This is a genomic window from Gelidibacter mesophilus DSM 14095 (assembly GCF_000423005.1).
Lineage (GTDB): Bacteria > Bacteroidota > Bacteroidia > Flavobacteriales > Flavobacteriaceae > Gelidibacter > Gelidibacter mesophilus.
Genome location: NZ_AUHD01000001.1, coordinates 393,141 through 416,467 on the forward strand (window position 1 = coordinate 393,141; position 23,327 = coordinate 416,467).

Here is a 23,327-nt window from a genome sequence, read left to right on the forward strand (position 1 = left end):
CAAATTTATTTTGCCAAGTGGGATACAGAGAATTTTAACTTTAATATCCAGATTGAAATCCTCATGCTTCAATGCTTTAACATATGGTTGGTTTTTACCTCACTTTTGAAAGTTAACTTTGCGTAATTATGATGCGATCATAACTAATTTTTTAAAGCCGTTGATAAGGGTTAATTATATTTTGTAATGGATTAATCCCTAATTTATTCGTTTGGTAGTTTTATGACAACCATAAAAACTTAAATACTATGAGTGCTTACACAGATAGATTAGGAAATAAATTAAATGATTTGTTGGAAAAGAACTATGATGCAGAAGAAGGTTTTAAAAAAGCCTCAGAAAATTCTAAGCATGTAGGTCTTAAATCTTACTTTTCAGGAAAGGCGCAAGAACGTTATAATTTTGGACATGAATTAAAGTCGGAGTTAAAGAATTTAGGACAAGAGCCTGATAAAGGTGGCAGTGTTACAGGAGCAGCCCACCGTACTTGGATGGAAGTGAAATCATGGTTTTCTTCTGATGACGATGAGTCCATGTTGGAAGAAGCAATTAGAGGCGAGAAAGCCGCGGTAGAAGAATATAAAGATGTGTTGAGTGATACCGCACTTCCTGGTTCAACTAGACAGCTTTTGGAAACGCAAAAAAACACGATTGAGCACGGTCTGGTTAATATCAAAAGACTTGAAGATTTAAGTTGATCAATGTAAAAACAGAAAAAGCACCAAAAAGACACTAATTTAAGTGTCTTTTTTTTTGCTGACCACAATAGTGTGTACTTTTTAGGATTCGCTATTTTGCATTTATTTGCGTTACCAATTGATGCATTCAAGTTAAAAAACACAAGTAAATATGATTTACTTACATGTTAATAAATATTGCAATGTTTTATAAAATATCCAATATAGCCAATCGGGAATCCATTGAGAAAAAGTTTCATGTCAACTTTGAGTTTCCTAACCTTTATAAGCCTCAAGGCGTAATTGATGGCTTAATGGAATCAACGATTTCTGTGATAACTATTTCTGATCCACATAAAGCAGTTTACGCCATCTGGGGGTTGTTACCAGAAAACTTTGAAGATAATTGGAGTGTTTTTCAGGATGTAGTAAACACTTTAAATGTTAAATTCGAGACGCTTCAAAACGACAATGGATTATACATGGATATCCTTGAGAAAAGAAGATGCATTATTTTGTCTACCGGCTTTTTTACCACGTGGCTCACCAATGGTACTGTGGAACGCTGTCATGTACATTTGCCTGATTTTGAACCATTCGCTATAGCCGGTGTGTTCAATGAACTGAATGATGGTTTTATAACCTGCTCATTAGTAGTGACTCAAATCAATGAATCTTTTAAAGATGTTCCCAATATCTCAAATTTAAAGCCCCTTGTTTTAAATGATCATGAACTCAAACAATGGTTTGATACCTCAACATCTTTAGCTCAGTTGAAACAATTGTGCGTAGAACATCGTTCGATGAAATTTTATTATGAGCCCTATGAAAGTGGACATTTTATCATTAAAACCTGAATATTTTGCTTCTTTAGATACCCATTCTTTATGAGTTAAATTCTGTTTTAATTGCGTTAAGCGCATGAATCCTTATTAATTACCTTTATCATACATTAACTTAAAAACTCAAAATTATGTTACGTTGGACTATTATTTTTATAGTAATTGCAATTATCGCAGGTATTTTAGGATTTGGCGGTGTCGCTGGAGCTTCTGCTGGTATTGCTAAGATTTTCTTTTTTATTTTTATAGTCCTTTTCATTTTATCTCTATTAAGAGGAGGATTAAAAAAATAAAAATGTACTTTTAACTTCAAACCAAATATAAAATTATGAAAAAACTAATGATGACTTTTATGGTCCTATTTTCTTTAGGAACTGTAATGACAACTTTTACAAGTTGTAGAGAAACGAATAAAAGCGGTGTTGAAAAAGCGGCTGATGACGTAGGAGATGCAATTGATGACGTTGTGGATGATGTTGAAGACGCTGTCAACTAATAAATGTAAAGTTTGCATTTATATAATAAGAAAAAGAGGCCATTATTTATAAATGGCCTCTTTTTTTAGTGAATACTTTTACTATCCGGTTCAATATATTTGATAAAATCAGATGGCGATTCAAGTTGCACATATTTTTTGCCTATAATAGCAATTGGTTTAGATAATACAATAGGATTCTTATCAAGGATTTTTAACCAATCGTCAGCATCTAAATCAACGCGTTTATCGTAATGCTGAGTGAAATCTGGATGCTCCTTGTTGATCAGTCCTGAAACAGGAACTCCTAAGCCTTTAGCCAATTCTGTCCATTGGGTTCCTGTAACCGTAGTTTTGGATATGTCTATCGTTAAAATTTTTCTTTCTGAAGCTAATACATATGCTTGTATTTGTTTACCTATAGAACTTTCAGAATGAAAATATAATTTTATTTCATTGTTATCTGTTGAAATCACGCCCATTCGAATTTAAAATTAAAATTAGTTTTGATTATTATGTCAATATGTCGCTAGTAGTTAGGGTATTATTGGAATTGACATCCGGTTCCCGCCAACTACTAAATATATAAAAAAAAGTTTAAAATTTGGTATTGTCTGAACCAATTGTTACATAATAACTTTTAATGATATTAATGGAAGTATTGCTGCAAAATTTCTATTTTTGTAAGTTCTAAACTTATTATAATTATGTCAGATTCAATTGAAAGAGTAAAATGCCTGATTATAGGTTCAGGGCCAGCAGGTTATACTGCAGCAATCTATGCGGCACGAGCTAATATGTATCCCGTACTTTACCAAGGAACACAGCCAGGAGGGCAATTGACAACTACCAATGATGTTGAAAACTTTCCAGGATATCCCGATGGTATTACAGGCCCCGAAATGATGATAGAGTTACAAAAACAAGCCGAACGTTTTGGAACTGACGTAAGAGATGGTTGGATATCTAAAGTTGATTTCTTGGGAGATGTGCATAAGGTATGGGTTCAAGATGATAAAGAAATTCACTGTGAGACTGTGATTATTTCTACAGGCGCAACAGCAATGTATCTTGGATTACCTTCAGAACAAAAATATTTACAATTGGGTGGAGGTGTTTCCGCTTGTGCAGTTTGTGATGGATTTTTCTATAGAAATCAAGAAGTTGTGATCGTAGGCGCCGGAGATTCTGCGTGTGAAGAAGCTCATTACCTGTCCAAACTTTGTAAAAAAGTTACAATGTTAGTAAGACGTGATGAGTTTAGAGCCTCACAAATTATGCAGGCAAGAGTAAAGAATACTCCAAATATCGAAATATTGTATAATACCAATACTGATGAAGTTCTAGGTGATGGACAAGTAGTGACTGGTGTCAGAGTCAAAAATAATATCACAGATGAGGTGCATGAAATACCAGCAACAGGATTTTTTGTGGCCATTGGACATAAACCAAATACCGATATTTTTAAAGGCTTCTTGGATTTAGATCCAACAGGTTATATTATCAATGTACCAGGGACTTCCAAAACAAATATAGATGGGGTATTTGTTTCTGGTGATGCGGCGGACCATGTTTACAGGCAAGCTATTACAGCAGCAGGAACGGGTTGTATGGCGGCATTGGATGCTGAACGTTATTTAGCATCGATTGACTCGACATTTGAGGTTAATACTGCTACCAACTATTAAATACCAATATATAAATTTAAAAATTTTATCCTAATAATTTAAAAATGCCTAAGGTTATAGTTGCAAACTATACATTAGGCATTTTTTTTTACACACAAAATATAAAATTTAATTCATTATACCAATGACATTTCAATGTTGAATCGCTATGATTCATCAGTTTTCTTGATGACCTCATTTAAAAGAAGTAAATAGTCTTTTAAGGGTTTTGATGCAGATTGACGGATTTGTGAATTTGTGAATCCAGAAAGTTTTTATAATTTATTCAAACTGCTAGAACAGTTCTTTCAAATATTTCATATTGGATTTTGCGGTATCAATCACGTCCGCCGCTTGGCCATTCAACATTAATTTACCCATGCTTTTTGCAAAGCCTTTTACTTGACTAAATTCAAGTTTTGGAGGCATGGCTAACGCATCTGGATCTGTAAAAATATTAACTAGGGCAGGACCATTATGAGCCAAGGCTTCCTGCAAAGTGTTTTTTACATCCTTGCATTCACTGACACTCCATGATTTAATGTCCATGGCCTCAGCAACCATTGCAAAATCTGGATTTTTCATGTCAGTTTGCCATTGGGGATATCCAGCCACTTGCATTTCCAATTTAACCATGCCTAAAGAGCGATTATTGAAAATAATGATTTTAACTGGGATGTTATATTGGCTTATAGTCATTAAGTCGCCCAAAAGCATACTTATGCCACCGTCTCCGCATAAGGCAATAACTTGTCGATCTGGTCTGGAAAGTCCTGCACCGATAGCCATAGGCATAGCGTTAGCCATTGAGCCATGATTAAAGGAACCGGTGAGGTATCGGTCGCGTTTTCCCTTAATATAACGGGCAGCCCAGACGGCAGACATTCCTGTATCCACGGTGAAAATAGCATCGTCTGCCGCAATGTCGTCAATAACAGACGCTACAAACTCAGGATGTATATTTTTTTCCTTGGATTTTTCTTGTACATAAGATGCATATTTTTCCTCTTGCTCATCGTGCAATTTTCGCATACCCTTTAAAAATCCATCGTCGGATTTTTTCTCCAATAAGGGAAGCAATACTTCAATGGTATCCTTAATGTTTCCGGCATAGCCATAATCCACTTTGGCGCGGCGTCCAATGCGTTCAGGTTTATGATCTATTTGTATAATGGTATTTTCTTCTGGTATAAAATCGCTATAAGGAAAATCCGTTCCTAATAAAATGACCAAATCAGCATCGTGCATGGCTTGAAATCCTGATTTGCTGCCCAGTAAACCGTTTAAACCTATAGCATAGGGATTGTTGATTTTGTCAAAAAATATTTTTCCGCGGAAACTGTAGCCCATAGGCGCATTTAATTTTTCCGAAAGTAGCATCGCTTCTTTCTGTGCGTCTTTGCAACCGTAACCGCAAAATAACATCACTTTTTTATTGGAATTAATAACCTTAGCCAACTCTTGCATGTCTTCCTTTCCTGGAGTAAGAATAGAGTTGGTATAGTAGTTTTTATGAGAAGTGCTGACCTTTTCAACATCGGCCTCAGATACATCACCGGGCAAACCGACGACTGCAACGCCTTTCTTCTGGATAGCATGTTGAATGGCCGATTGGAATGCCTGGGCCGCTTGTTGTGGTGTGTTTGCCATTACACAGTATTTGCTACAATCGTCAAAGAGTTTGACGACATTGGTCTCCTGAAAATTTTCCACTCCAATTTTATTGGCGTTTATTGTGGTGGCAATAGCTATTACCGGGTTGCCAGAGCGGTTTGCGTCGTACAGGCCGTTGATCAAATGGACATGACCCGGACCACTACTGCCCATACAACAACCAATACCATCAAGTTCAGCATCCATGGAAGCGGCATAGGCGCCAGCTTCTTCATGGCGCACGTGAATCCACTCCAGCCGCCCATCACGCCGCACGGCATCATTAATAGGGTTTAAACTATCTCCGGTAACTGCATATAATCTTTTAACCCCTGCATTTACCAGATTCTCTACTAATAAATCAGCTACATTTTTTGCCATATTTTTGCTTTTTTCTTAAAGATACTAGCGAAAACTTTACTTTGTGTTAAGAGCGCGTTAATTGTGGGAGCGTTGATCAGGTAGTACATTTGACGGATTTTATCTTTTATTCACAAAAATCCTCATCGTAAATTAAATGGGAAAGGTCGTTTTTTAAAAGCTCTTATGCTCAATTTAGGATTGGTCTCCTCCGTAACCACTAAATGAGAAGAGGCATCATTTATGTGGAGCTTGAAATTTTAACCTTGAGATAGCTTGAGATTGGGTGAAGTTTATAACTTCAAGGATCCGGATAGTGCTGCACTTAGTTATTATCCAATTAAAATGTGATTGAACTTCTTTCAGACGTCGCTGCAATCGAATAACTTGAGTAAAAGGAATTTAATGAACCTAAGGTATTGAATAATACTTTATTTTCTTTAGGAATTCAGGTGGTTATGGCGAAACGATTACCGCTCTTTCATCTGCAGTTTGGAGTTTCCTACAAATTTAGTGAGTGTGATTTTTGGCTCATTGTACAAATATACCTCACTGTTTCCAGTAGCCTCAATGGTAATATTTTCGCTAACGCGAATAGTGGCAGAACTGCTTAAATCGGCAATAAGGTTGCAGGTTTTTGTCAAGAATTCCTTACCGCTAAAGCTGGAAGAATTGTCAACGCGTAATTGAGTGGTTTCAATGGTGCCGTCTAGTTTTGCCGAAGCACGTTGATAGAGGTCTATTTTCGCAGATTTTGAATTGAGAAGCGCCTCTATCTTCACATTGTCACTTAGAACAATTACAGCATTTTCGGCATTGATATTTAATTTGGCCCTAGCTTTATCTGATGCCGTATATTTAAGCTCATTTGTTTTTATATTGAGATACGCACGAGATGAGCCCGTAGTGGTTAAAGTTGTATTTTTTAGTTCCAAGGAAGTCAAGGAACGGATTTCACCATTATCCAAAACTTCAATTGTCTCAAGGCCATCGGCATAATTAACTTTGATATTCATACGTTTGCTAGAGGTGATATTTTTAGTGGTCTTAAACGTGAGTGTGCCATTAACTACTTCAAACAGTATGTATTCATGCAGATTACTGTCTGCTTCTATTTCAACTGAAGCTTTGCTGTTATAAATGATTTCAACGGAAAAATCTTCACCTACAACAATTGTATTAAAAGGATCAATATAAGTTTGCTTTATGGTTACATTTCTATCACCTTTAATTTTTTCATCATCTTGTGCTGAGGCAAAGGCGGTGGAGATTAAAACCAATAAAAATGCAAAAATGATTTTATTCATTCTGACTATTTAAAATTTATAGGAACAAATATAAACAAAAACCATCCCAAACTTTTATTAAGGTTTGAAATGGCTCTAAAAGCATGTCTTGAAATGGGCTAGTTGCCCTGTTTATTGTGCTCTAACGCTGCCAGAAACTTGTTTTGATTCGTTGACTTTTTCTGGATTTCCTACATAAATTATGTCGCCTCCACTTTCAGCTTTGGCAGTCAACTCTTTTGAAACATTGACTAGAATGTCTGCACCACTTGATGATTTTGCATTTACAGTTTGGGTACTTAAATTCTTCGCATGGATATCACTGCCACTTGAAGCATTAGCAGTCAGAGAGTGTGCTGTGCCTTTTACGGTTAAGTCGCTACCACTGGATGCCGTACAATTTAAGTTATTTACCTTTATATCCAACTCCATATCGCTTCCACTGGCAGTATAAAGTTCTAGGTTTTCGGCTGTAATTGTGTTTGTGCTATAAATAGCACTTCCACTTGTGGACGAAATCTTAGAAACATTTTTAAAATTGACCATAATTTTTTTAGTTGTGGAAGATGCTATGTTTTCATCAGCGTAGATCTTAAGGGTGTTATTTTCTACCTCAGTCATAATAATGTCATGCAAATTCTCATCGGCCTGAACAGTGAGGTGTTCAGTTTCGCTTTGTACCAAATAAACATCCAGTCCGTGGACTACTTCAATATGGTCGAAATCACCAATGAGAGAGCGTTCTTTTGTAATGACGTTCCCATTACCCATTCTTCCCAAACCTAAATTACAGGAACTAAGGGTTAAGCTTAAAATGGAGGCGGTAATAATTTTGATGAGAGTGCTCATGATTGTTTTAATTTTGTTACGTTATCAAATATCTTTTAAATCTTCGTCCAGTACTAATCAGATCCTCTGAACTGTTGAATTATCGCGACCAGTTGTTAATTGTCTTCCGTCGTGATTTCTATACCATTATTATCAATATTCACCTTTACCCGATCATTTTTTGATTGGATGCCCTCTTTGTTGATGTCAACAGAGTTATTGTCGTTTTTAATTCTAAGTCCGTTTTCGTCAAGCTTAAATTCGGAAGAATCGTCGTTGATATCCGCTTTATAATAAAAATGCTCAGGACAATCCAGACATTTGATTTCAGTGTTCATAATTTGTAAATAGTGGCCTTCCATTCCGTCTGTCAGAATAGTATTATTATTGATTTCTCTAGAGTTTTCAGCATCCCTACCATTTTTATAAAATGTTCTGTTGTAGTAATTTCGGTGAAACGAGTGCGTATTTTGATCAACGAATAAAATAGAACCTTCAGGAAGATAAATCGTTACTTCAACTTCTTGATCGCGATATTTATTTTCAAAAGCAGTGGTCAAAAACCCATCAAGTTCCAATTTGTTACCAGTGATCTTATAATTGTAATTAATGTTCTCAGCTCTCTTTTTGGCATTTTTATAATTGTTGCCTCTCGAGCTGTTGTCAACCCTAATAGATGCGACTGAATCCTTGGTAGACTTTAAAATGAGTTCGACATCGGTTAAATAGAGGAGTTTTTTGTCGTTATGATCATAAACTGGCTTCCACTGATTGCTATGTCTTCCAAATTGTTTACTATAAGACTTATTGTGGGACATCTCTATGTATATGGTGTCTTTACCTGTGAGGACGGTGCTTTCAGTTTGCTGCACAAGCGCATCTTCAGCGTATTCACTGGCTTGTTTTACGCCTATAATTACCAATCCAATGATGGCCATGAGCCATAACCCTAGTAAAGAAAACTTGGCAATCTGTCCTATAGACTTAAGATTGTTGACCAATATCTTCAGTCCTAAATAGAAAATAAAGAAGAAGGGGATGCCAATGGCAAATAGAAGTAATAAGGACATCATCCAGATAGGAATATTGGCCGCATTAGTTGCATCAATAAAATCAATGCCTGGAACATGGATCACATCTGCAACGCCAACTGAGAATAGAGCAACGATGAGTGCAATTAAAGTAGAAGCGCCAATAAGGATAAGGATAATACCAATAAATTTACCGATGACCTTTAAGAAAAAAAGAATAATTTCTCCAAGCGCATCAAAAAAACTTTTTGAACCTGATTTAATCTTGTTGCCCTGTCGGGGTAAATCTATATTCTTTACAGCATCTGAAACGTTTTGTGAAACATTCTCAAATCCGTCTTTAATTTTTTTTTCAATATTGCTTATATTGACAGGTTCTCCAGTCATGGTCAACTTTTCTGCAGTTGTTAGCGCTTCAGGCACCAAGATCCAGAACAAGATGTATATAAAAATAAAAGTGCCACCAGAGCCAAAAGCCAACAAGATCCAAAGTAATCGCACCCAAATGGCATCAAGGCCTAAATAATGGCCTATACCTGACGCAACCCCACCAATATAGGAGTTGTCAGTATCTCTAAATAGTTTCTTAGAAGATGTACTTTTACTTTTTTGATGGAAATCTCTTTGAGGTTCATCTTCAAAAATTTCATCATCTACAAGATAGTCTTCCGGTTGGCCCATAATGGAAATTACTTCATCAACTTCTTTTATTCTGATGACTTGCTTGTCATTTTGTACACGCTCATTAAAGAGTTCTGCAATACGAGCTTCTATATCAGCAATGATTTCAGAGCGCCCTTGCGAATCTGTAAATGAACGCTTTATAGCCTCAAGATAGCGTTGTAATTTGAGGTACGCATCTTCATCAATATGAAAAAATATACCTGCTAAATTTATGTTGACTGTCTTATTCATTTCTTGATTTTTTTGAGTTGGTTACTAGGTTGACTGCATTTTGTAATTCATTCCAAGTGGTGGTTAATTCCTGAAGGAATAATTTGCCCGTTTCTGTGAGGCCATAATATTTACGTGGTGGGCCAGACGTAGATTCTTCCCATCTGTAATTTAAAAGACCAGCATTTTTTAGCCTTGTCAGTAGCGGATAGATAGTTCCTTCCACTACGAGCATCTTTGCGTCTTTAAGGGTGCCTAAAATTTCGGCAACATAAGCATCTTCATCTTTCAGGACCGAGAGGATGCAGTATTCTAAAACACCTTTCCGCATTTGTGCTTTCGTATTTTCAATTTTCATAGTTCTTTTCTGTGTTTATTGTCTCATGCTTTTAGGACTTTGCGCAGGAAACTTTTTGCGTTTTAATCGAAGATATTTGACAATGTTTTTGTTAGGTCGTCACTTGATTTGATAATGGAAAACTGTTTGATTTTTGATTGATTGATTGATTGATTGATTGATTGATTCATTGATTGATTGATTTGTCAAATTTATTATTTTAAAAAATTAATAGTTAGAGGATATTTGTAAAGTTCACCGTCTCTAGCCTTTAAACTCGCCACTACAATAAATACTATTTCTAAAATAAATCCTGTAATGGCCAAAACTCCAAAGCCCCCAGTAATATAAAGTAGGGGAGAAGGTTTACCTATATTGATATGAAAATTGTCAAATCCATTAAAATCTAAAAGATTAATCTGGCCTAGAATACCGAAAATAAAAAATGGAATGGTTAATGCTCCCAAGATGATGGCATAAAGTAAGATACTGATTTGAAAATTTATGGCTTGTTTACCGTGTTCATTAACAAATTCAGATTTGTCCTTATTGGTGACCCATAAAATGATTGGCCCTATAAAATTTCCAAAAGGAAATATGAATCTCGAAAATGTTGATAAATGGATAAAAGTGGCGATGTTCTTTTGGTGATTGTCGATCATTTTTAAGGATATATAATAGTTGCTAATGCAAATATATATCTAAAAGAAGGTATTATGCAAAACACAGTACTGTAATTTAACATAAAATTAACAAATTGGGAATTGGATTTAAATTGATAAATTAGCACTTAACAAATCTTGAAAATGGAAATATCACCAAGAAAACTCAATGCTTTTTTAAGTTTTAAACTCCCATCAGCATTTTTTTGTGGGGTTAGGGCAAAATATATTGATGACCAACAGTGTAAAGTTAGCGTCAAACACCGATGGATCAATCAAAACCCCTTCAATTCTATGTTCTGGGCGGTTCAGGGCATGGCAGCAGAGTTGACTACAGGTGCTTTGGTAATGTCAAAAATTAAAGAAAGTGGGAAGCCAATTTCTATGTTAGTGGCCACCAATAATGCTTCATTTACGAAAAAAGCAACAGGGCGCATTAATTTTATTTGTATTGATGGCCATAAAGTTGATGCAGCAATAAAGAAAACCATTGAAACTGGTGAAGGCCAAACTATTTGGATGAATTCCGTTGGCACCAATCAAGAAGGGATTGAAGTTTCAAATTTTAATTTTGAATGGACGATAAAAGTTAGAAGTTAGAATTTATTGTTGTTCAATAATGTATCTAGACCATTTCGTTTATAGAATAAGGAACAAAGACTTGATTGCAATTAATTGATAAATACCAAGTGTTTACACTAAAATTGACCATTCACTCTTCATATCAATAGTTTCTAAAATTATGGTGTTATTTTAAAACTCCGAGGAAACTTTTATTTTTAAATGGAATCATTGACTTCAAATATTTTTCACTAGACGGCTGTAATAAAATATTATCATCCGTTTCGTGTAATTTAAAAAGCAAGAGATGACTTCTAGGTTACTTTTGGTTTTCTAAACATAGTGATAAGAAATACGAATAACGCAATAAAAATTGCGATACGGGCAATATAATCGCCAGCCCAGGTGTAGAAGGTCATTTTTTCATTAGCCGTAACTTTACCTGATAAAGCCCCCTGGGTTCCGTACGGCAATGATGACATGATCTCTCCTTTGGCATTGATAAGCGCAGAAATCCCAGTATTCGCGCTTCTGACAATATCTCTACGGGTCTCAATTGCTCTTAAGCGCGCATAACTCAAATGTTGTTTATGCCCTTGTGTTTCGCCCCACCAAGCGTCATTGGTGATAATGGTCAATATTGTGGCACCATTTCTCACGTAGCCTGTTACAAATTCGCCGTATACCGATTCATAGCAAATAATGGGAGCCGGTTTTAAAGCTGGATTGGAGGTAACAAATACATCACGTTCGTCTTGTGTGGTTTTCATGGCTAAGGTTCCACCCAAATCGATCATAAAATCACCAATTAAGGGCTTTAAAACGTCTTGATAAGGGAGGGTTTCCACACCCACCACTAATTTCGATTTGTGATAAAGTTGTACGCTGTCGCTCGTATTAAGAAGCATTGCCGAGTTGTAATCATCATACCAAAATCCACTTTTGTGGTAATTGGATTGTTTTTTGACCAACGCCTTATCCGTAATAAAATTCACGAAAGAAATACCAGTTAAAATATTGATATTGGGATGTTCGGAAATATACACATCCAATTTTCTTTTAAAATAGGCGTTACTCAACTCATGGATTTTAACATTGTCTGCAAACACCGTTTCTGGAGCGACTACAAGGTCTGTTTGGGGCTTTATTCTTGTGTCCGCCAAGTTCACTAAAAGATCAGCAATAGCGTCATTGGGAACATTGTATTTTTCAGAATAGGGATCGATATTGGGTTGTAGAGCAATCACATTAAGCTGTTGTCCTTCAATTTTATAAGTGTAATACAGTGTTAAAGAAACTATAATTGGCACAATGATTACACTTAAAATAATGATACTATTGGTTTTAATTTTCTTTACTGATTTTTGAAGTTGATATTTTAAAATGACCTTAAAGAACAATATATTTAAAATCCAGATCCATAATGTGCCTCCAAACGTTCCCGTATATTCATACCATTGGATCCAACTAAAATATTCTGAAAATGCATTGCCTAAATTCAACCATGGCCACGAAAAATCCCATCCTAAATGTAATTTTTCGAAAGCCATCCATAAACACATCAAAAATAGGAGACTGATGTTAACTGTGGCTCTTTTAGCAATACTATGATAAATGACCATCATTAGTGCCATGAGCATTGAATTTACCAATACGGCAAAACTGGCACCAAAGATATCGGCATATTGTAACCAATTGGTGGTGATGAAATTCCAAATGACAAAACTGAGGTAGCTGTATCCAAAGAGTCTCAATTTTTTCCATTTGATATTGGAGAGCCTGATTTGGCGTTCCACCAATAAAATTGGAACAAAACCTAAAAATAGTACTACTGGAAATCCGTAAGTAGGCCATCCAAATGCTAAAAGTAATCCTGAAAGTATGGCAAAAATGAAGTTTTTCATTGGGGAAATTTACGAACAAATTTAGTAAATAAGTAGCATGTGTTTAGAACAAATAATAAAGAAACAGGAGTCAAGACAAGAAGATAGTACGGCAAGATTTGAGAATCAGAGCTCACAGTTACCGCCTTCGCTAATGTTGCGTATAGGTAAATAGGCTTCAAAAACAAAAATGCTTTTAGAATTTATCGAAAGATGCTAAAATCTAATTTTAAGGAAAAGACGTTAGAGTAGAGCGCAGCACTTTGGTCGCCTATATCCGTAAATGCATAATCAATTTCAATACCTCTGTATTTAAAACCAACCCCAAAATTAGGTTGAAAGGTAATGTTTTCAGAGTTGTCAATTTGTAATTCATTCTGGAAATTGCCAATCCCAGCTCTTAGGAACACCAAATCTGTATACCCAAACTCAAAGCCTAAAGAAGGCGTAATACTGGCAAAAGAAGTAGATATGACATCATTATTTTGCTCAAAACGCACATTGAGATCTAAGGCAGTCACTAAGGAATAGTCATAACGGAATATGAACTTTTTGGACATTCCCAATTGTAGTTTTGGAATAGTAATCTCAGTAGCTTCAGGAACGTCTTGGTTTTGCCCATCAACAGCGTCTTTTATGGTTTCTAACTTATCTTTGTCAAAGGTCCATGCATTGAAAGTGGTCGTGATATCACGTGCCATCAAACCGAATTTCCAATCATTTTGCGATTGAAATTGGATGCCCAAATCGAGCCCAAAGCCCCATGAAGAGGCAAAATCACCAATTATACGTCGGATGACCTTTGCATTGACACCATAACTAAATCCGTCAAGTGGAATTTTGCGCGCATAAGAAAAGGTCACACCGTAGTCCGCAGTAGAAAAAAGACTTATTCTATCGTAATTAATATTGCCCTGATCATCAATTAATTGTGTAGTATCCAAAATGTCATCCACTCCAAACCGGATCAACGAAATTCCTATTGCACTTCTATTGTCCAATGGCATTGCAAAAGCCGCATAGTTGTAGTTGGCGATATTTGCAAAATAACTAGAATGCATTAAGGCAATTTGGCTGTCTTCAATAAAAATTAGGCCTGCTGGATTCCAATATCCAGAATTGACATCTGCAGATTGTGATACAACGGCATTGCTCATCCCTAATGCCGCGGCATCTACACCAATATTCATAAATTCATTGGAGTATTTACGGGCTGTTTGACCGTAGGTAATCATGGTCAGAAGCAGGAGGGCCAAAATACTGGTTGTTTTCAATCGCAAAATTTTTACAAAGATGCACATTATTTTTATTAGTGAAACCCAAAACTTAAGAGCGGAGCGCATTAGGTTTTGATGGCAGGACTAATCCCGCATTCCTGCGGGATGGAAACCCAAAACTTAAAAGCTGAGCGCATTAGATTTTAATGGAAGAACTAATCCCGCACTTCCATGGGATATGAGCTAAATATATAAACAAGGAGCATGTTGCCTTTTTCAATATTAAGTCATTTCCTTTATAACTTTAGGACTTCTAAAGATTTCAACAATTTAATCTCTACGCTTGTTTTATAGAATATCCTGAGTATAACATATTTTATTAAAACATGATATTATTTTAGATTGTGCACTTTCTCTTGATTTTACTTAGACCACTGTAGTTATAGGAACGCTGATCAACAATTTGAGTATTTAAGGTTTCAATAATTGCTTATAAGCATATTCTTATAAAAATAGTTTGCTATTTTTACACAAACTTATATTATGGCCTTTAGAAGACATGTTCCCAATATCATTACGCTGCTCAATCTGTTCAGTGGAAGTATTGCGGTATTATTTGCTGTACAGAACAATTTTGTGGCTGCCGCCTTATTTATGTTTCTCGGAATTTTCTTTGATTTCTTTGATGGACTTGTCGCTCGAAAACTGAATGTGCAGAGTCCCTTGGGATTACAACTGGATTCTTTGGCAGATATGGTAACTAGTGGTTTGGTGCCAGGGATTGTGATGTTCAAACTTCTGAACTTGTCTGTAGGCCATTCAGTTTCGGAAAGATCTGAAGCATTATGGAGTAGCTCTTCCTTATTTGAAGGTCTTGAGCATTATGCACCATTAGCATTTGTTGGTTTTTTTATCACACTGGCGTCTGCATATCGATTAGCAAAATTTAATCTGGACGAAGACCAGCAGTCTTCATTTAAAGGATTGCCAACGCCTGCCAATGCCTTGTTGATTATTTCCTTACCCTTGATTATGGAATTCCAAAATAGCAATGCCATTAATACGGTGATATTAAATCCGTGGTTTTTGGTGGCGATGACTTTTTTAAGCTGCTATTTGCTAAATGCAAATGTCAATCTCTTTGCCTTAAAGTTCAAAGAATGGAGTTTTAAAACAAATGCCGTACGTTATGTTTTTATCATTATGAGCGTGATATTTATAGTTCTATTCCAGTTTTTGGCGATACCCATGATCATTATTTTTTATGTCTTATTATCTTTGTTTTCAAAATCATTGACGAAATAAGTGATCTATTTCATCACACCAATTTCATTCTTTAACTAAATCACAATTATTAATGGGTTCAGGATTTTTTGCACTTTTAGATGATATCGGCGCTATTATGGACGATGTGGCCTCCATGGCCAAGATTTCAACAAAAAAAACGGCTGGTATTTTAGGAGATGATTTGGCAGTAAATGCCGAAAAAGCATCTGGCTTTGTCGCATCAAGAGAAATTCCCGTGTTATGGGCCATTACTAAAGGTTCATTTATCAATAAACTTATAATACTGCCGGTTGCTTTTTTGTTAAGTGCTTTTTTTCCAATTGCGGTTACCGTAATATTGGTGCTGGGCGGTATATATTTGGCTTATGAAGGCGCGGAAAAGGTTTATGAATATTTAGTGCCTCATCATCATAATTCTGACATATTAGATAAAGCAGACCTGAGTCCGTCTGAAATTGTAGAACTTGAAAAGTCGAAAATAAAATCAGCCATTGTCACCGATTTTATTTTATCCGTAGAAATTGTAATTATCGCGTTGGGCAGCGTAATGGGTATACCACTGCTCAATCAGATTTTGGTGGTAACCATAGTGGCTATGATTGCAACTGTTGGCGTTTATGGAATTGTGGCGCTAATTGTGAGAATGGACGATTTTGGATATAGCTTGATTAACTTTAATGATAGAGAGAAAAGCATCTCAGACTTCTTTGGTCATTTATTGGTTAATGCTTTACCCTGGGTCATCAAGAGTTTAGGAGTTATTGGTACCATTGCCTTGTTGCTTGTGTCCGGTGGTATTTTTGTACACAATCTGGACTTTTTTCATCACTTTTTAGAAACTTGGCCTTCTTTAATTAGAGAATTTATTGTAGGTGTGGCTATTGGCTTTGTGGCCTTATTGATGTTTAACGGAATGAAAAAGTTGATTGGTGTATTTAAGAAGTAATCAAGCGCAATTTTATTAAGTGTTCAATATATTCTGGCAGAATCAGATAAAATATATCACTTAGCGCGTGGTTATTTAATCAGCTTTTTGGGGAAAATAGTCATATATCTTAAATGAATTACGATTTGATCCATTACAGATACTCCAGAATGACTTAACTTGTATCTTTGCAGTATGTATAATTTAAAACTTAACCTACGATGAAGAAAATGATCAAATTTACAGGAAATTTAAAAAAGGTAAGCATGTTTATTCTTCCAATTGTTCTTCTCTGTTTCTTAGGATGCAGCAGTGACGATGACAATAATCATGTTGAAGAGCAAGATCTAACTTATTTAGAAGGTAATTATGTGGGAACTTGGAATTCCACAACTCCTACAAAAGAGTATGTTGATTTTGGAATTTCTGCGAAAGTGGAAAGCTCAGAAAATAACGAGTTGACAGGAACATTTTTTTACACATCAAATTTTAAAGTGTGCTGTAGTGATGCTGAATACGATGGAACTTTTTTAATCAAAGTAGATGGAACCAAGTTGACTTCATTTCGTTTAGATGACGTTCAAAGAAACTGTGAAGCTGTCTTTACAGGTAGTGGAGTTTTGAGAGAAGGGGATAATGCCATGGTAATTGATTTTACTGGTACTGATTGTGCTGGAGCTCACGTTGGACAAATCATATTGGTGAAACAGTAATCATTCTATAATATATAAAAAGAGCCAATTCTTATTTGAATTGGCTCTTTTTATATATTAAATAGTTGTTTAACGATAGTGTGGGTGATTTATAATAATTGGATTTGCAATAACCTTAAGGATGGTTAGAAATATCTATTAAAGATCCGTCAATTTAGAATAGAATTTTCTTCTTGCGCAACTCAAAATTCTGACCCAAATATACTTTACGTACCATCTCGTCTTCAGCCAATTCTTCTGGTTTACCGGCCTTTAAAATATTGCCTTCAAACATTAAATAAGTTCTGTCTGTAATGGCAAGGGTTTCCTGAACATTATGGTCTGTGATCAAAATACCAATATTCTTTTTGGTCAATTGGGCAACGATTCTTTGAATGTCTTCTACAGCCACAGGATCCACACCGGCAAAAGGTTCATCCAATAAAATAAAGTTAGGGTTTGTAGCGAGTGAACGTGCAATTTCTGTTCGCCGACGTTCTCCACCAGATAATAAATCGCCTCTACTTTTTCTGATATGCTCTAAACCAAACTCGTCAATCAGCGATTCCATTTTGTCAAGCTGCTCTTTTTTTGACAGCTTTGTCATTTGTAGTACGCTTAGAATATTATCCTCAATACTCAGTTTTCTAAATACGGAAGCCTCCTGTGCCAAATACCCAATGCCGTGTTGCGCGCGTTTGTACATCGGATATTTAGTGATTTCCTTATCATCCAAATAGATTTTACCACCATTAGGTTTAATCAATCCAACAATCATATAGAACGACGTGGTTTTACCAGCACCATTGGGACCGAGAAGTCCAACAATCTCTCCTTGATTAACTTCGAGAGAGACATCTTTGACCACTTGGCGCCCGCCGTAGGATTTCATTAAATTTGATGCACTTAATTTCATAAATTCAATTGTAGGTATAAAAATAGTAAAATACTAGAGCACACCTAACAAACCAATTCCTTTTTATAAAAAGTTTAACCTTGAAGCTCCAAAGTTTCCGGAAAATCGTTGGTACCGCTTAAGTTTGGAATCACTAAAGGACCGGCAACTAAGATTGAAATGCAAGAGCTTTATTTATTTTAGCTTTGTAATATCCTGTTATTAGCTTGTTTCTAGATAGTGTTTTTTACAATCAGGCCTTTTTGGCTTTATTTCTCTTAGCTTGACGGTTTTGGTTCCTGACTACGATGGCCGAAATATAGATGCTTACCTGATATAGAATTAAAATTGGAATAGCTACAATAACTTGACTGGCTACATCTGGCGGTGTAATGACGGCAGAAATGATAAGTACGCCTACCAAAGCATATTTTCTATATTTCTTAAGGATTTGCGGCGTCACCAGTCCAATTTTTGTCAAGAAATAAATAATGATTGGCAATTCAAATACAAAGCCAGCCGCAATAGAAGACGACCTTACCAAACTTATATAGGAACTGATATCAAATTGGTTGGTAATTTCACTACTAACAGAATAGGTGCCTAAAAAGTTGATGGATAATGGGGTGATGACATAATATCCAAATAGTACACCAACAAAGAACAATAATGACGAAACGATGATGAAACCACGTGAGCTTTTCCGTTCGTTCTCCATAAGTCCAGGACTGACAAAGCGCCATAATTGATAGATGATGTATGGAAAAGCAATAATAAACCCCGCATATATGGAAGTCCATATGTCTGCAGAAAATTGGCCTCCCATGGTTCTACTCTGAATGCTGAAGGGAAAAGATTCAGCACAAAACGTAGAATCAAAATTGAAAAAAGTGGCTAGTTTGCACAAGTATTTATAGGTTGGAAAATCCATGCTTTTCGGTCCGAAAATAATGACGTCAAAAATCCATTTTGAAAAAATAAATGCGACGGATCCTGCAATAACAATGCTGAGTACGATCCGAATTAAATGCCAGCGTAATTCTTCGAGATGGTCCAAAAAAGACATCTCGTTTGTGGTTGTTTTAGTCATTAGATAATTCCTTCTTTGATAAGGTCTTGTATATGCACTACACCTGCATATTTGCCTTTATGTTCAACCAAAAGTTGGGTGATTTTATTGTTTTCCATAAGTTCCAAGGCTTCCACGGCCATAGCGTTTTCGTCTATCCGTTTAGGGTTAGAACTCATAATATCTTTTGCGGTTAATTGAATAAAAGCTTCGTTCTTGGTCAGCATCCGTCTTAAATCACCGTCTGTAATAATCCCAATAATTTGTCCGTCTTCAACAACCGCGGTAACGCCCAGCATTTTTTCGGAAATTTCAACAATAACCTGCTTCACATTGGTATCCATATTAACCTGAGGCTTTTCATTGATGGAAGATAGGTCTCGCACGCGTAAGTACAAACGCTTGCCCAACGCACCTCCCGGGTGATATTTGGCGAAATCTTTACTCGAAAACCCTCGTAATTCCACTAGTGCAATGGCAAGAGCATCTCCCATAACCAATTGGGCAGTGGTACTAGTGGTAGGTGCTAAGTTATTTGGGCAGGCTTCCTTTTCAATAAAAGTGTTTAAGACATAGTCAGCTTGCTGCCCTAAGAAGGAGGTGATGTTTCCCGTAATGGCAATCATTTTGTTATTCGCGCTTTTAATTAATGGGATCAGTACCTTAATTTCTGGAGTATTTCCACTTTTAGAAATACAAATGACCACATCATCCTGTAAAATAAGTCCTAAATCACCATGTATTGCATCTGCGGCATGCATAAAAACAGCAGGGGTACCTGTTGAGTTGAGCGTCGCAACAATTTTATTGGCAATAATGGCACTTTTTCCGATTCCGGTAATGATCACTCTGCCTTTGGAGCTGTAGATCAATTCTACGGCATTTGCAAAATCATCAGTCAACAAGGTAGCAAGATTCGAGATTGCGGAGCTTTCTAAGTCAATAGTTTTTTTTGCCGTAGCTAGGATAGAATTTTTAATATTCAAAATTTGTGATTTTTGGGTTTGATGCATCTAAAGAAATTAGTATCTTTAATCCTATGCAAATGTATATAAAATACTAATAGGGATTAATGAGTAAAGAAGAAATTGACTTACATGCAGCACTAAAAAAATACTTTGGATTTTCTAAATTCAAGGGTCTTCAAGAAAGCGTTATTAAGAGTTTAGTAAGGGGAGACAACACTTTTGTAATTATGCCTACAGGTGGAGGAAAGTCGTTGTGCTATCAGTTGCCAGCATTAATAAAAGAAGGAACAGCAATTATCGTGTCACCTTTAATTGCGTTAATGAAAAACCAGGTGGATGCCATCAGGGCGGTATCTTCAAATGATGGTGTGGCGCACGTCTTAAACTCATCATTGAACAAGACCGAAATCAAGCAAGTAAAGGAGGACATAAAGAACGGGATCACAAAATTGCTTTATGTGGCTCCAGAATCGCTCACAAAGGAGGAGAATGTTGAGTTTCTAAGAAGTGTCACCATTTCTTTTATGGCAGTCGACGAGGCACATTGCATTAGTGAATGGGGTCATGACTTCAGACCTGAATATAGAAATCTTAGACATATTATTAAGCGCATTGGAGATAATATACCTATTATAGGGTTAACAGCCACTGCGACACCTAAAGTACAGGAAGATATTCTTAAAAGTTTGGATATTACAGATGCCAACACGTTTAAGGCATCTTTTAATAGGCCAAATTTATATTATGAAGTTCGTCCGAAAACCAAAAATGTTGATTCTGATATAATCAGATTTGTTAAACAAAATGAGGGAAAGACCGGTATTATTTACTGCCTGAGTCGTAAACGTGTAGAAGAGTTGGCCCAAGTGCTACAAGTAAACGGTATTAAAGCAGTGCCGTATCATGCAGGGTTAGATGCAAAAACAAGGGTGAAACATCAGGATATGTTTTTGATGGAAGATGTTGATGTAGTTGTGGCCACTATCGCTTTCGGAATGGGTATCGATAAACCTGATGTACGCTTTGTAATTCATCATGATATCCCCAAAAGTATAGAAAGTTATTATCAAGAAACAGGTCGTGCAGGTCGGGATGGAGGTGAAGGTCATTGCTTGGCATTTTATGCCTACAAGGATATTGAGAAATTAGAAAAGTTCATGTCTGGAAAACCTGTTGCCGAACAGGAAATTGGACATGCTTTGCTCCAAGAAGTAGTTGCTTTTGCTGAAAGTTCCATGTCTAGACGAAAATTCATTCTTCATTACTTTGGTGAGGAGTTTGATAACGAGACAGGTGATGGTGGCGATATGGATGACAACGTACGCTTTCCAAAGAAACAGCATGAAGCGCAAGATGATGTCGTGGTTTTATTGAATACGGTAGAGCAAACCAACGATAAATACAAATCCAAAGACTTGGTGCACGTCATTACAGGAAAGTCCAATGCCCTGATCGTTTCTCATAGAACAGACGCATTACCATTTTTTGGTATAGGAAAAGATAAGGATAAGCGCTATTGGATGGCGTTGATCCGTCAGGTGTTAGTAGCTGGACTACTGAAGAAAGATATTGAGACCTACGGCGTGTTGCGTTTGACGGACAAAGGAAAAGAGTATTTGAAATCGCCATTTTCTTTTATGATGTCAGAAGACCATGTGTTTGATGAAACCACAGACGAAAGTATTATTACAGCCTCAAAAAGCGAAGGTGCAGTAGCGGATGAGCGATTAATGAATATGCTAAAGGATCTAAGAAAGCGTAATGCTAAAAAATTGGGAGTACCACCTTTTGTCATTTTTCAGGACCCATCGTTGGAGGATATGGCTCTAAAATATCCAATTACTTTGGAAGAGTTGAGTAATGTTCATGGGGTGGGAGATGGAAAGGCCAAAAAATATGGTAAGGATTTTGTCGCATTTATTGCCGACTATGTAGAGGAGAATGACATCATCAGACCTGACGATCTGGTTGTGAAAAGCACAGGAACCAATTCCGCTTTAAAACTCTATATTATTCAGAATATTGATCGGAAATTACCATTGGACGATATTGCTTCAGCCAAAGGGATGAACATGAAAGACTTTATCAAGGAGTTGGAAGCTATCGTTTTTTCAGGTACCAAATTGAATATTAATTATTGGATCGATGATATTCTAGATGAAGACCAGCAAGAAGAAATCCATGATTATTTTATGGAATCAAAAACCGATAAAATTGATGTGGCGATAGATGAGTTTGATGGCGATTATGATGATGAAGAGTTACGTTTATACCGAATTAAATTTATAAGTGAAGTGGCGAATTGAGTTTTCAGGCCTCAGGTTCTAGTCTCAGATTTTAGTCTGAAGTCATCCGTTCTTGCTTCCTCAATTTTGCGTCTTTGTCTGAGATCATTATTCCTCTTCGTCTTTTGCTATATCAATAATGCTAAAAAGCACTTGTTCTTTTTTAGCGGAAAGCTGAAGGGATTGAATTTTAGACTTAGAGACTTTTGAAAGATCTTCTTCATTGATTTCAAAATCAATTTGAGTGATGCTTCGTCTGGAAACATTGGAAAAATCCGATGCCAATTCCTCCATATCTGATTTCAATTCCAACTTAAAATCTTCGCCCACAACAGTCAGTTTTGCACCTTTAAATGTTTTAATCTGAAAGGTCCCTATAATAATGGTTTTAAAATAATGATAACCTGCCAATTCACTAAAGCCAGCATACATCACATTGGTCTCTGAAATGGCAAAAGGTTCGCCTTCAACATCATTAATAATATCCTCAGTATAGGTGTCAACATGCAACTTCTCCATTGCCTTAATATCTCCCAAGGCGGCTCTTAACTTTGTAATAGAAAATTTCATTGTAATCAATTTATGTAAAACTAATCTTATAAGGTTAAAAATCCAAGTTTCCCTCCTAAACAAAAGTTACAGACAGGTTGAGACATTTCAAGTTTGCTTGTTCTTGACTAAATAATGGTAACTGTATTTATAGTTCTGGATGCCAATTTGTAGCAAAAATCCATCCTTTATTGTAACTTCTTTTTAAATCGTAGGTGAGTTTGTGCGATCATAAGAACAATTCCCAATCATATTCCCAAATTCATAATCCCTCATTCCTATCA

Annotated in this window: 23 protein-coding genes; 10 read left to right on the forward strand and 13 right to left on the reverse strand. The window is 36.2% G+C overall.

From position 1 onward, the window contains the following. The first annotated feature begins 248 nt into the window (after positions 1-248). From G525_RS0101870 to G525_RS22170, 4 genes are all read left to right on the forward strand, one after another. On the forward strand, positions 249-698 hold the full coding sequence (locus tag G525_RS0101870) for a ferritin-like domain-containing protein (protein WP_027124632.1): 450 nt from the start codon (positions 249-251) through the stop codon (positions 696-698). Between the two features lie 182 nt (positions 699-880). Beyond that, positions 881-1,534 (forward strand): SOS response-associated peptidase family protein, encoded by a 654-nt coding sequence (locus G525_RS0101875; RefSeq protein WP_169514419.1) that lies wholly within the window; start codon positions 881-883, stop codon positions 1,532-1,534. A 116-nt stretch (positions 1,535-1,650) separates the two neighbouring features. Then, on the forward strand, positions 1,651-1,812 hold the full coding sequence (locus G525_RS21960; RefSeq protein WP_084647679.1) for a DUF1328 family protein: 162 nt from the start codon (positions 1,651-1,653) through the stop codon (positions 1,810-1,812). A 35-nt stretch (positions 1,813-1,847) separates the two neighbouring features. Beyond that, positions 1,848-2,015 carry a hypothetical protein gene (locus G525_RS22170; RefSeq protein WP_157491856.1) on the forward strand — a complete coding sequence of 56 codons (168 nt, stop codon included), beginning with the start codon at positions 1,848-1,850 and terminating at the stop codon, positions 2,013-2,015. Between the two features lie 65 nt (positions 2,016-2,080). Here the strand turns inward: G525_RS22170 and G525_RS0101890 are convergent, their stop codons facing one another. After that, positions 2,081-2,476 carry an arsenate reductase family protein gene (locus G525_RS0101890; protein ID WP_027124634.1) on the reverse strand — a complete coding sequence of 132 codons (396 nt, stop codon included), beginning with the start codon at positions 2,474-2,476 and terminating at the stop codon, positions 2,081-2,083. Between the two features lie 225 nt (positions 2,477-2,701). Between G525_RS0101890 and trxB the strand changes: the two genes are divergently transcribed. Beyond that, the gene (gene trxB / locus G525_RS0101895) at positions 2,702-3,682 is read left to right on the forward strand and encodes a thioredoxin-disulfide reductase (RefSeq protein ID WP_027124635.1); all 981 of its coding nucleotides are present in this window, start codon (positions 2,702-2,704) and stop codon (positions 3,680-3,682) included. Between the two features lie 273 nt (positions 3,683-3,955). Here trxB and G525_RS0101900 read toward each other — a convergent pair whose 3' ends face one another. From G525_RS0101900 to G525_RS0101930, 6 genes are all read right to left on the reverse strand, one after another. Next, positions 3,956-5,695 (reverse strand): thiamine pyrophosphate-dependent enzyme, encoded by a 1,740-nt coding sequence (locus tag G525_RS0101900; RefSeq protein WP_027124636.1) that lies wholly within the window; start codon positions 5,693-5,695, stop codon positions 3,956-3,958. 449 nt (positions 5,696-6,144) lie between these two features. Continuing rightward, positions 6,145-6,981, reverse strand: coding sequence for a GIN domain-containing protein (locus tag G525_RS0101910; RefSeq protein WP_035478763.1), 837 nt, complete (start codon positions 6,979-6,981; stop codon positions 6,145-6,147). Positions 6,982-7,092: 111 nt separating this feature from the next. Next, on the reverse strand, positions 7,093-7,809 hold the full coding sequence (locus tag G525_RS0101915) for a head GIN domain-containing protein (RefSeq protein ID WP_027124638.1): 717 nt from the start codon (positions 7,807-7,809) through the stop codon (positions 7,093-7,095). A 95-nt stretch (positions 7,810-7,904) separates the two neighbouring features. After that, positions 7,905-9,734: a PspC domain-containing protein gene (locus G525_RS0101920; protein WP_027124639.1), complete on the reverse strand. Its 1,830-nt coding sequence runs from the start codon at positions 9,732-9,734 to the stop codon at positions 7,905-7,907. After that, entirely contained in the window at positions 9,727-10,071 is a 345-nt protein-coding gene (locus G525_RS0101925; protein ID WP_027124640.1) for a PadR family transcriptional regulator, read from the reverse strand. Before G525_RS0101925 ends, G525_RS0101920 begins: the two co-directional genes overlap by 8 nt. 194 nt (positions 10,072-10,265) lie before the next feature. Further along, positions 10,266-10,712, reverse strand: a complete 447-nt coding sequence (locus G525_RS0101930; RefSeq protein ID WP_027124641.1) for a DUF4870 domain-containing protein — start codon at positions 10,710-10,712, stop codon at positions 10,266-10,268. A gap of 144 nt (positions 10,713-10,856) precedes the next feature. On the opposite strand from G525_RS0101930, the gene G525_RS0101935 reads away from it, so the two are divergent. Beyond that, a complete protein-coding gene (locus G525_RS0101935; protein ID WP_027124642.1) occupies positions 10,857-11,312 on the forward strand; it encodes a DUF4442 domain-containing protein in 456 nt (151 codons plus the stop codon). A 275-nt stretch (positions 11,313-11,587) separates the two neighbouring features. Here the strand turns inward: G525_RS0101935 and lnt are convergent, their stop codons facing one another. Together lnt and G525_RS0101945 are read right to left on the reverse strand one after the other, a co-directional pair. Further along, positions 11,588-13,177, reverse strand: a complete 1,590-nt coding sequence (gene lnt / locus G525_RS0101940) for an apolipoprotein N-acyltransferase (protein ID WP_027124643.1) — start codon at positions 13,175-13,177, stop codon at positions 11,588-11,590. Between the two features lie 182 nt (positions 13,178-13,359). Continuing rightward, positions 13,360-14,430 (reverse strand): putative type IX sorting system protein PorV2, encoded by a 1,071-nt coding sequence (locus G525_RS0101945; protein WP_027124644.1) that lies wholly within the window; start codon positions 14,428-14,430, stop codon positions 13,360-13,362. A gap of 486 nt (positions 14,431-14,916) precedes the next feature. On the opposite strand from G525_RS0101945, the gene G525_RS0101950 reads away from it, so the two are divergent. The 3 genes from G525_RS0101950 (at position 14,917) to G525_RS0101960 (ending at position 17,298) form a co-directional block, all read left to right on the forward strand. After that, on the forward strand, positions 14,917-15,678 hold the full coding sequence (locus G525_RS0101950) for a CDP-alcohol phosphatidyltransferase family protein (protein ID WP_027124645.1): 762 nt from the start codon (positions 14,917-14,919) through the stop codon (positions 15,676-15,678). 52 nt (positions 15,679-15,730) lie between these two features. Further along, positions 15,731-16,606 carry a DUF808 domain-containing protein gene (locus tag G525_RS0101955; protein WP_027124646.1) on the forward strand — a complete coding sequence of 292 codons (876 nt, stop codon included), beginning with the start codon at positions 15,731-15,733 and terminating at the stop codon, positions 16,604-16,606. Positions 16,607-16,806: 200 nt separating this feature from the next. Then, positions 16,807-17,298, forward strand: coding sequence for a hypothetical protein (locus G525_RS0101960; RefSeq protein WP_027124647.1), 492 nt, complete (start codon positions 16,807-16,809; stop codon positions 17,296-17,298). A 154-nt stretch (positions 17,299-17,452) separates the two neighbouring features. On the opposite strand, the gene lptB is transcribed toward G525_RS0101960, so the two are convergent. The 3 genes from lptB to G525_RS0101975 form a co-directional block, all read right to left on the reverse strand. Next, on the reverse strand, positions 17,453-18,193 hold the full coding sequence (gene lptB, locus G525_RS0101965) for an LPS export ABC transporter ATP-binding protein (protein WP_027124648.1): 741 nt from the start codon (positions 18,191-18,193) through the stop codon (positions 17,453-17,455). Between the two features lie 232 nt (positions 18,194-18,425). Then, positions 18,426-19,262, reverse strand: a complete 837-nt coding sequence (tatC, locus tag G525_RS0101970; RefSeq protein WP_027124649.1) for a twin-arginine translocase subunit TatC — start codon at positions 19,260-19,262, stop codon at positions 18,426-18,428. Further along, a complete protein-coding gene (locus G525_RS0101975) occupies positions 19,262-20,227 on the reverse strand; it encodes a KpsF/GutQ family sugar-phosphate isomerase (RefSeq protein WP_027124650.1) in 966 nt (321 codons plus the stop codon). The genes tatC and G525_RS0101975 overlap by 1 nt, the downstream gene beginning before the upstream one ends. A gap of 86 nt (positions 20,228-20,313) precedes the next feature. Here G525_RS0101975 and recQ point away from each other — a divergent pair, with 86 nt between their 5' ends. Beyond that, positions 20,314-22,515: a DNA helicase RecQ gene (recQ, locus tag G525_RS0101980; protein ID WP_027124651.1), complete on the forward strand. Its 2,202-nt coding sequence runs from the start codon at positions 20,314-20,316 to the stop codon at positions 22,513-22,515. 87 nt (positions 22,516-22,602) lie between these two features. Here recQ and G525_RS0101985 read toward each other — a convergent pair whose 3' ends face one another. Next, positions 22,603-23,064, reverse strand: coding sequence for a hypothetical protein (locus G525_RS0101985; protein WP_027124652.1), 462 nt, complete (start codon positions 23,062-23,064; stop codon positions 22,603-22,605). Positions 23,065-23,327 lie beyond the last annotated feature (263 nt).

Bases quoted from the DNA above. Each gene is read 5' to 3' on its own strand.
- G525_RS0101870 (WP_027124632.1), top strand. From the start codon at position 249: ATGAGTGCTTACACAGATAGATTAGGAAATAAATTAAATGATTTGTTG.
- G525_RS0101875 (WP_169514419.1), top strand. From the start codon at position 881: ATGTTTTATAAAATATCCAATATAGCCAATCGGGAATCCATTGAGAAA.
- G525_RS21960 (WP_084647679.1), top strand. From the start codon at position 1,651: ATGTTACGTTGGACTATTATTTTTATAGTAATTGCAATTATCGCAGGT.
- G525_RS22170 (WP_157491856.1), top strand. From the start codon at position 1,848: ATGAAAAAACTAATGATGACTTTTATGGTCCTATTTTCTTTAGGAACT.
- G525_RS0101890 (WP_027124634.1), bottom strand. From the start codon at position 2,476: ATGGGCGTGATTTCAACAGATAACAATGAAATAAAATTATATTTTCAT.
- trxB (WP_027124635.1), top strand. From the start codon at position 2,702: ATGTCAGATTCAATTGAAAGAGTAAAATGCCTGATTATAGGTTCAGGG.
- G525_RS0101900 (WP_027124636.1), bottom strand. From the start codon at position 5,695: ATGGCAAAAAATGTAGCTGATTTATTAGTAGAGAATCTGGTAAATGCA.
- G525_RS0101910 (WP_035478763.1), bottom strand. From the start codon at position 6,981: ATGAATAAAATCATTTTTGCATTTTTATTGGTTTTAATCTCCACCGCC.
- G525_RS0101915 (WP_027124638.1), bottom strand. From the start codon at position 7,809: ATGAGCACTCTCATCAAAATTATTACCGCCTCCATTTTAAGCTTAACC.
- G525_RS0101920 (WP_027124639.1), bottom strand. From the start codon at position 9,734: ATGAATAAGACAGTCAACATAAATTTAGCAGGTATATTTTTTCATATT.
- G525_RS0101925 (WP_027124640.1), bottom strand. From the start codon at position 10,071: ATGAAAATTGAAAATACGAAAGCACAAATGCGGAAAGGTGTTTTAGAA.
- G525_RS0101930 (WP_027124641.1), bottom strand. From the start codon at position 10,712: ATGATCGACAATCACCAAAAGAACATCGCCACTTTTATCCATTTATCA.
- G525_RS0101935 (WP_027124642.1), top strand. From the start codon at position 10,857: ATGGAAATATCACCAAGAAAACTCAATGCTTTTTTAAGTTTTAAACTC.
- lnt (WP_027124643.1), bottom strand. From the start codon at position 13,177: ATGAAAAACTTCATTTTTGCCATACTTTCAGGATTACTTTTAGCATTT.
- G525_RS0101950 (WP_027124645.1), top strand. From the start codon at position 14,917: ATGGCCTTTAGAAGACATGTTCCCAATATCATTACGCTGCTCAATCTG.
- G525_RS0101955 (WP_027124646.1), top strand. From the start codon at position 15,731: ATGGGTTCAGGATTTTTTGCACTTTTAGATGATATCGGCGCTATTATG.
- G525_RS0101960 (WP_027124647.1), top strand. From the start codon at position 16,807: ATGAAGAAAATGATCAAATTTACAGGAAATTTAAAAAAGGTAAGCATG.
- lptB (WP_027124648.1), bottom strand. From the start codon at position 18,193: ATGAAATTAAGTGCATCAAATTTAATGAAATCCTACGGCGGGCGCCAA.
- tatC (WP_027124649.1), bottom strand. From the start codon at position 19,262: ATGACTAAAACAACCACAAACGAGATGTCTTTTTTGGACCATCTCGAA.
- recQ (WP_027124651.1), top strand. From the start codon at position 20,314: ATGAGTAAAGAAGAAATTGACTTACATGCAGCACTAAAAAAATACTTT.
- G525_RS0101985 (WP_027124652.1), bottom strand. From the start codon at position 23,064: ATGAAATTTTCTATTACAAAGTTAAGAGCCGCCTTGGGAGATATTAAG.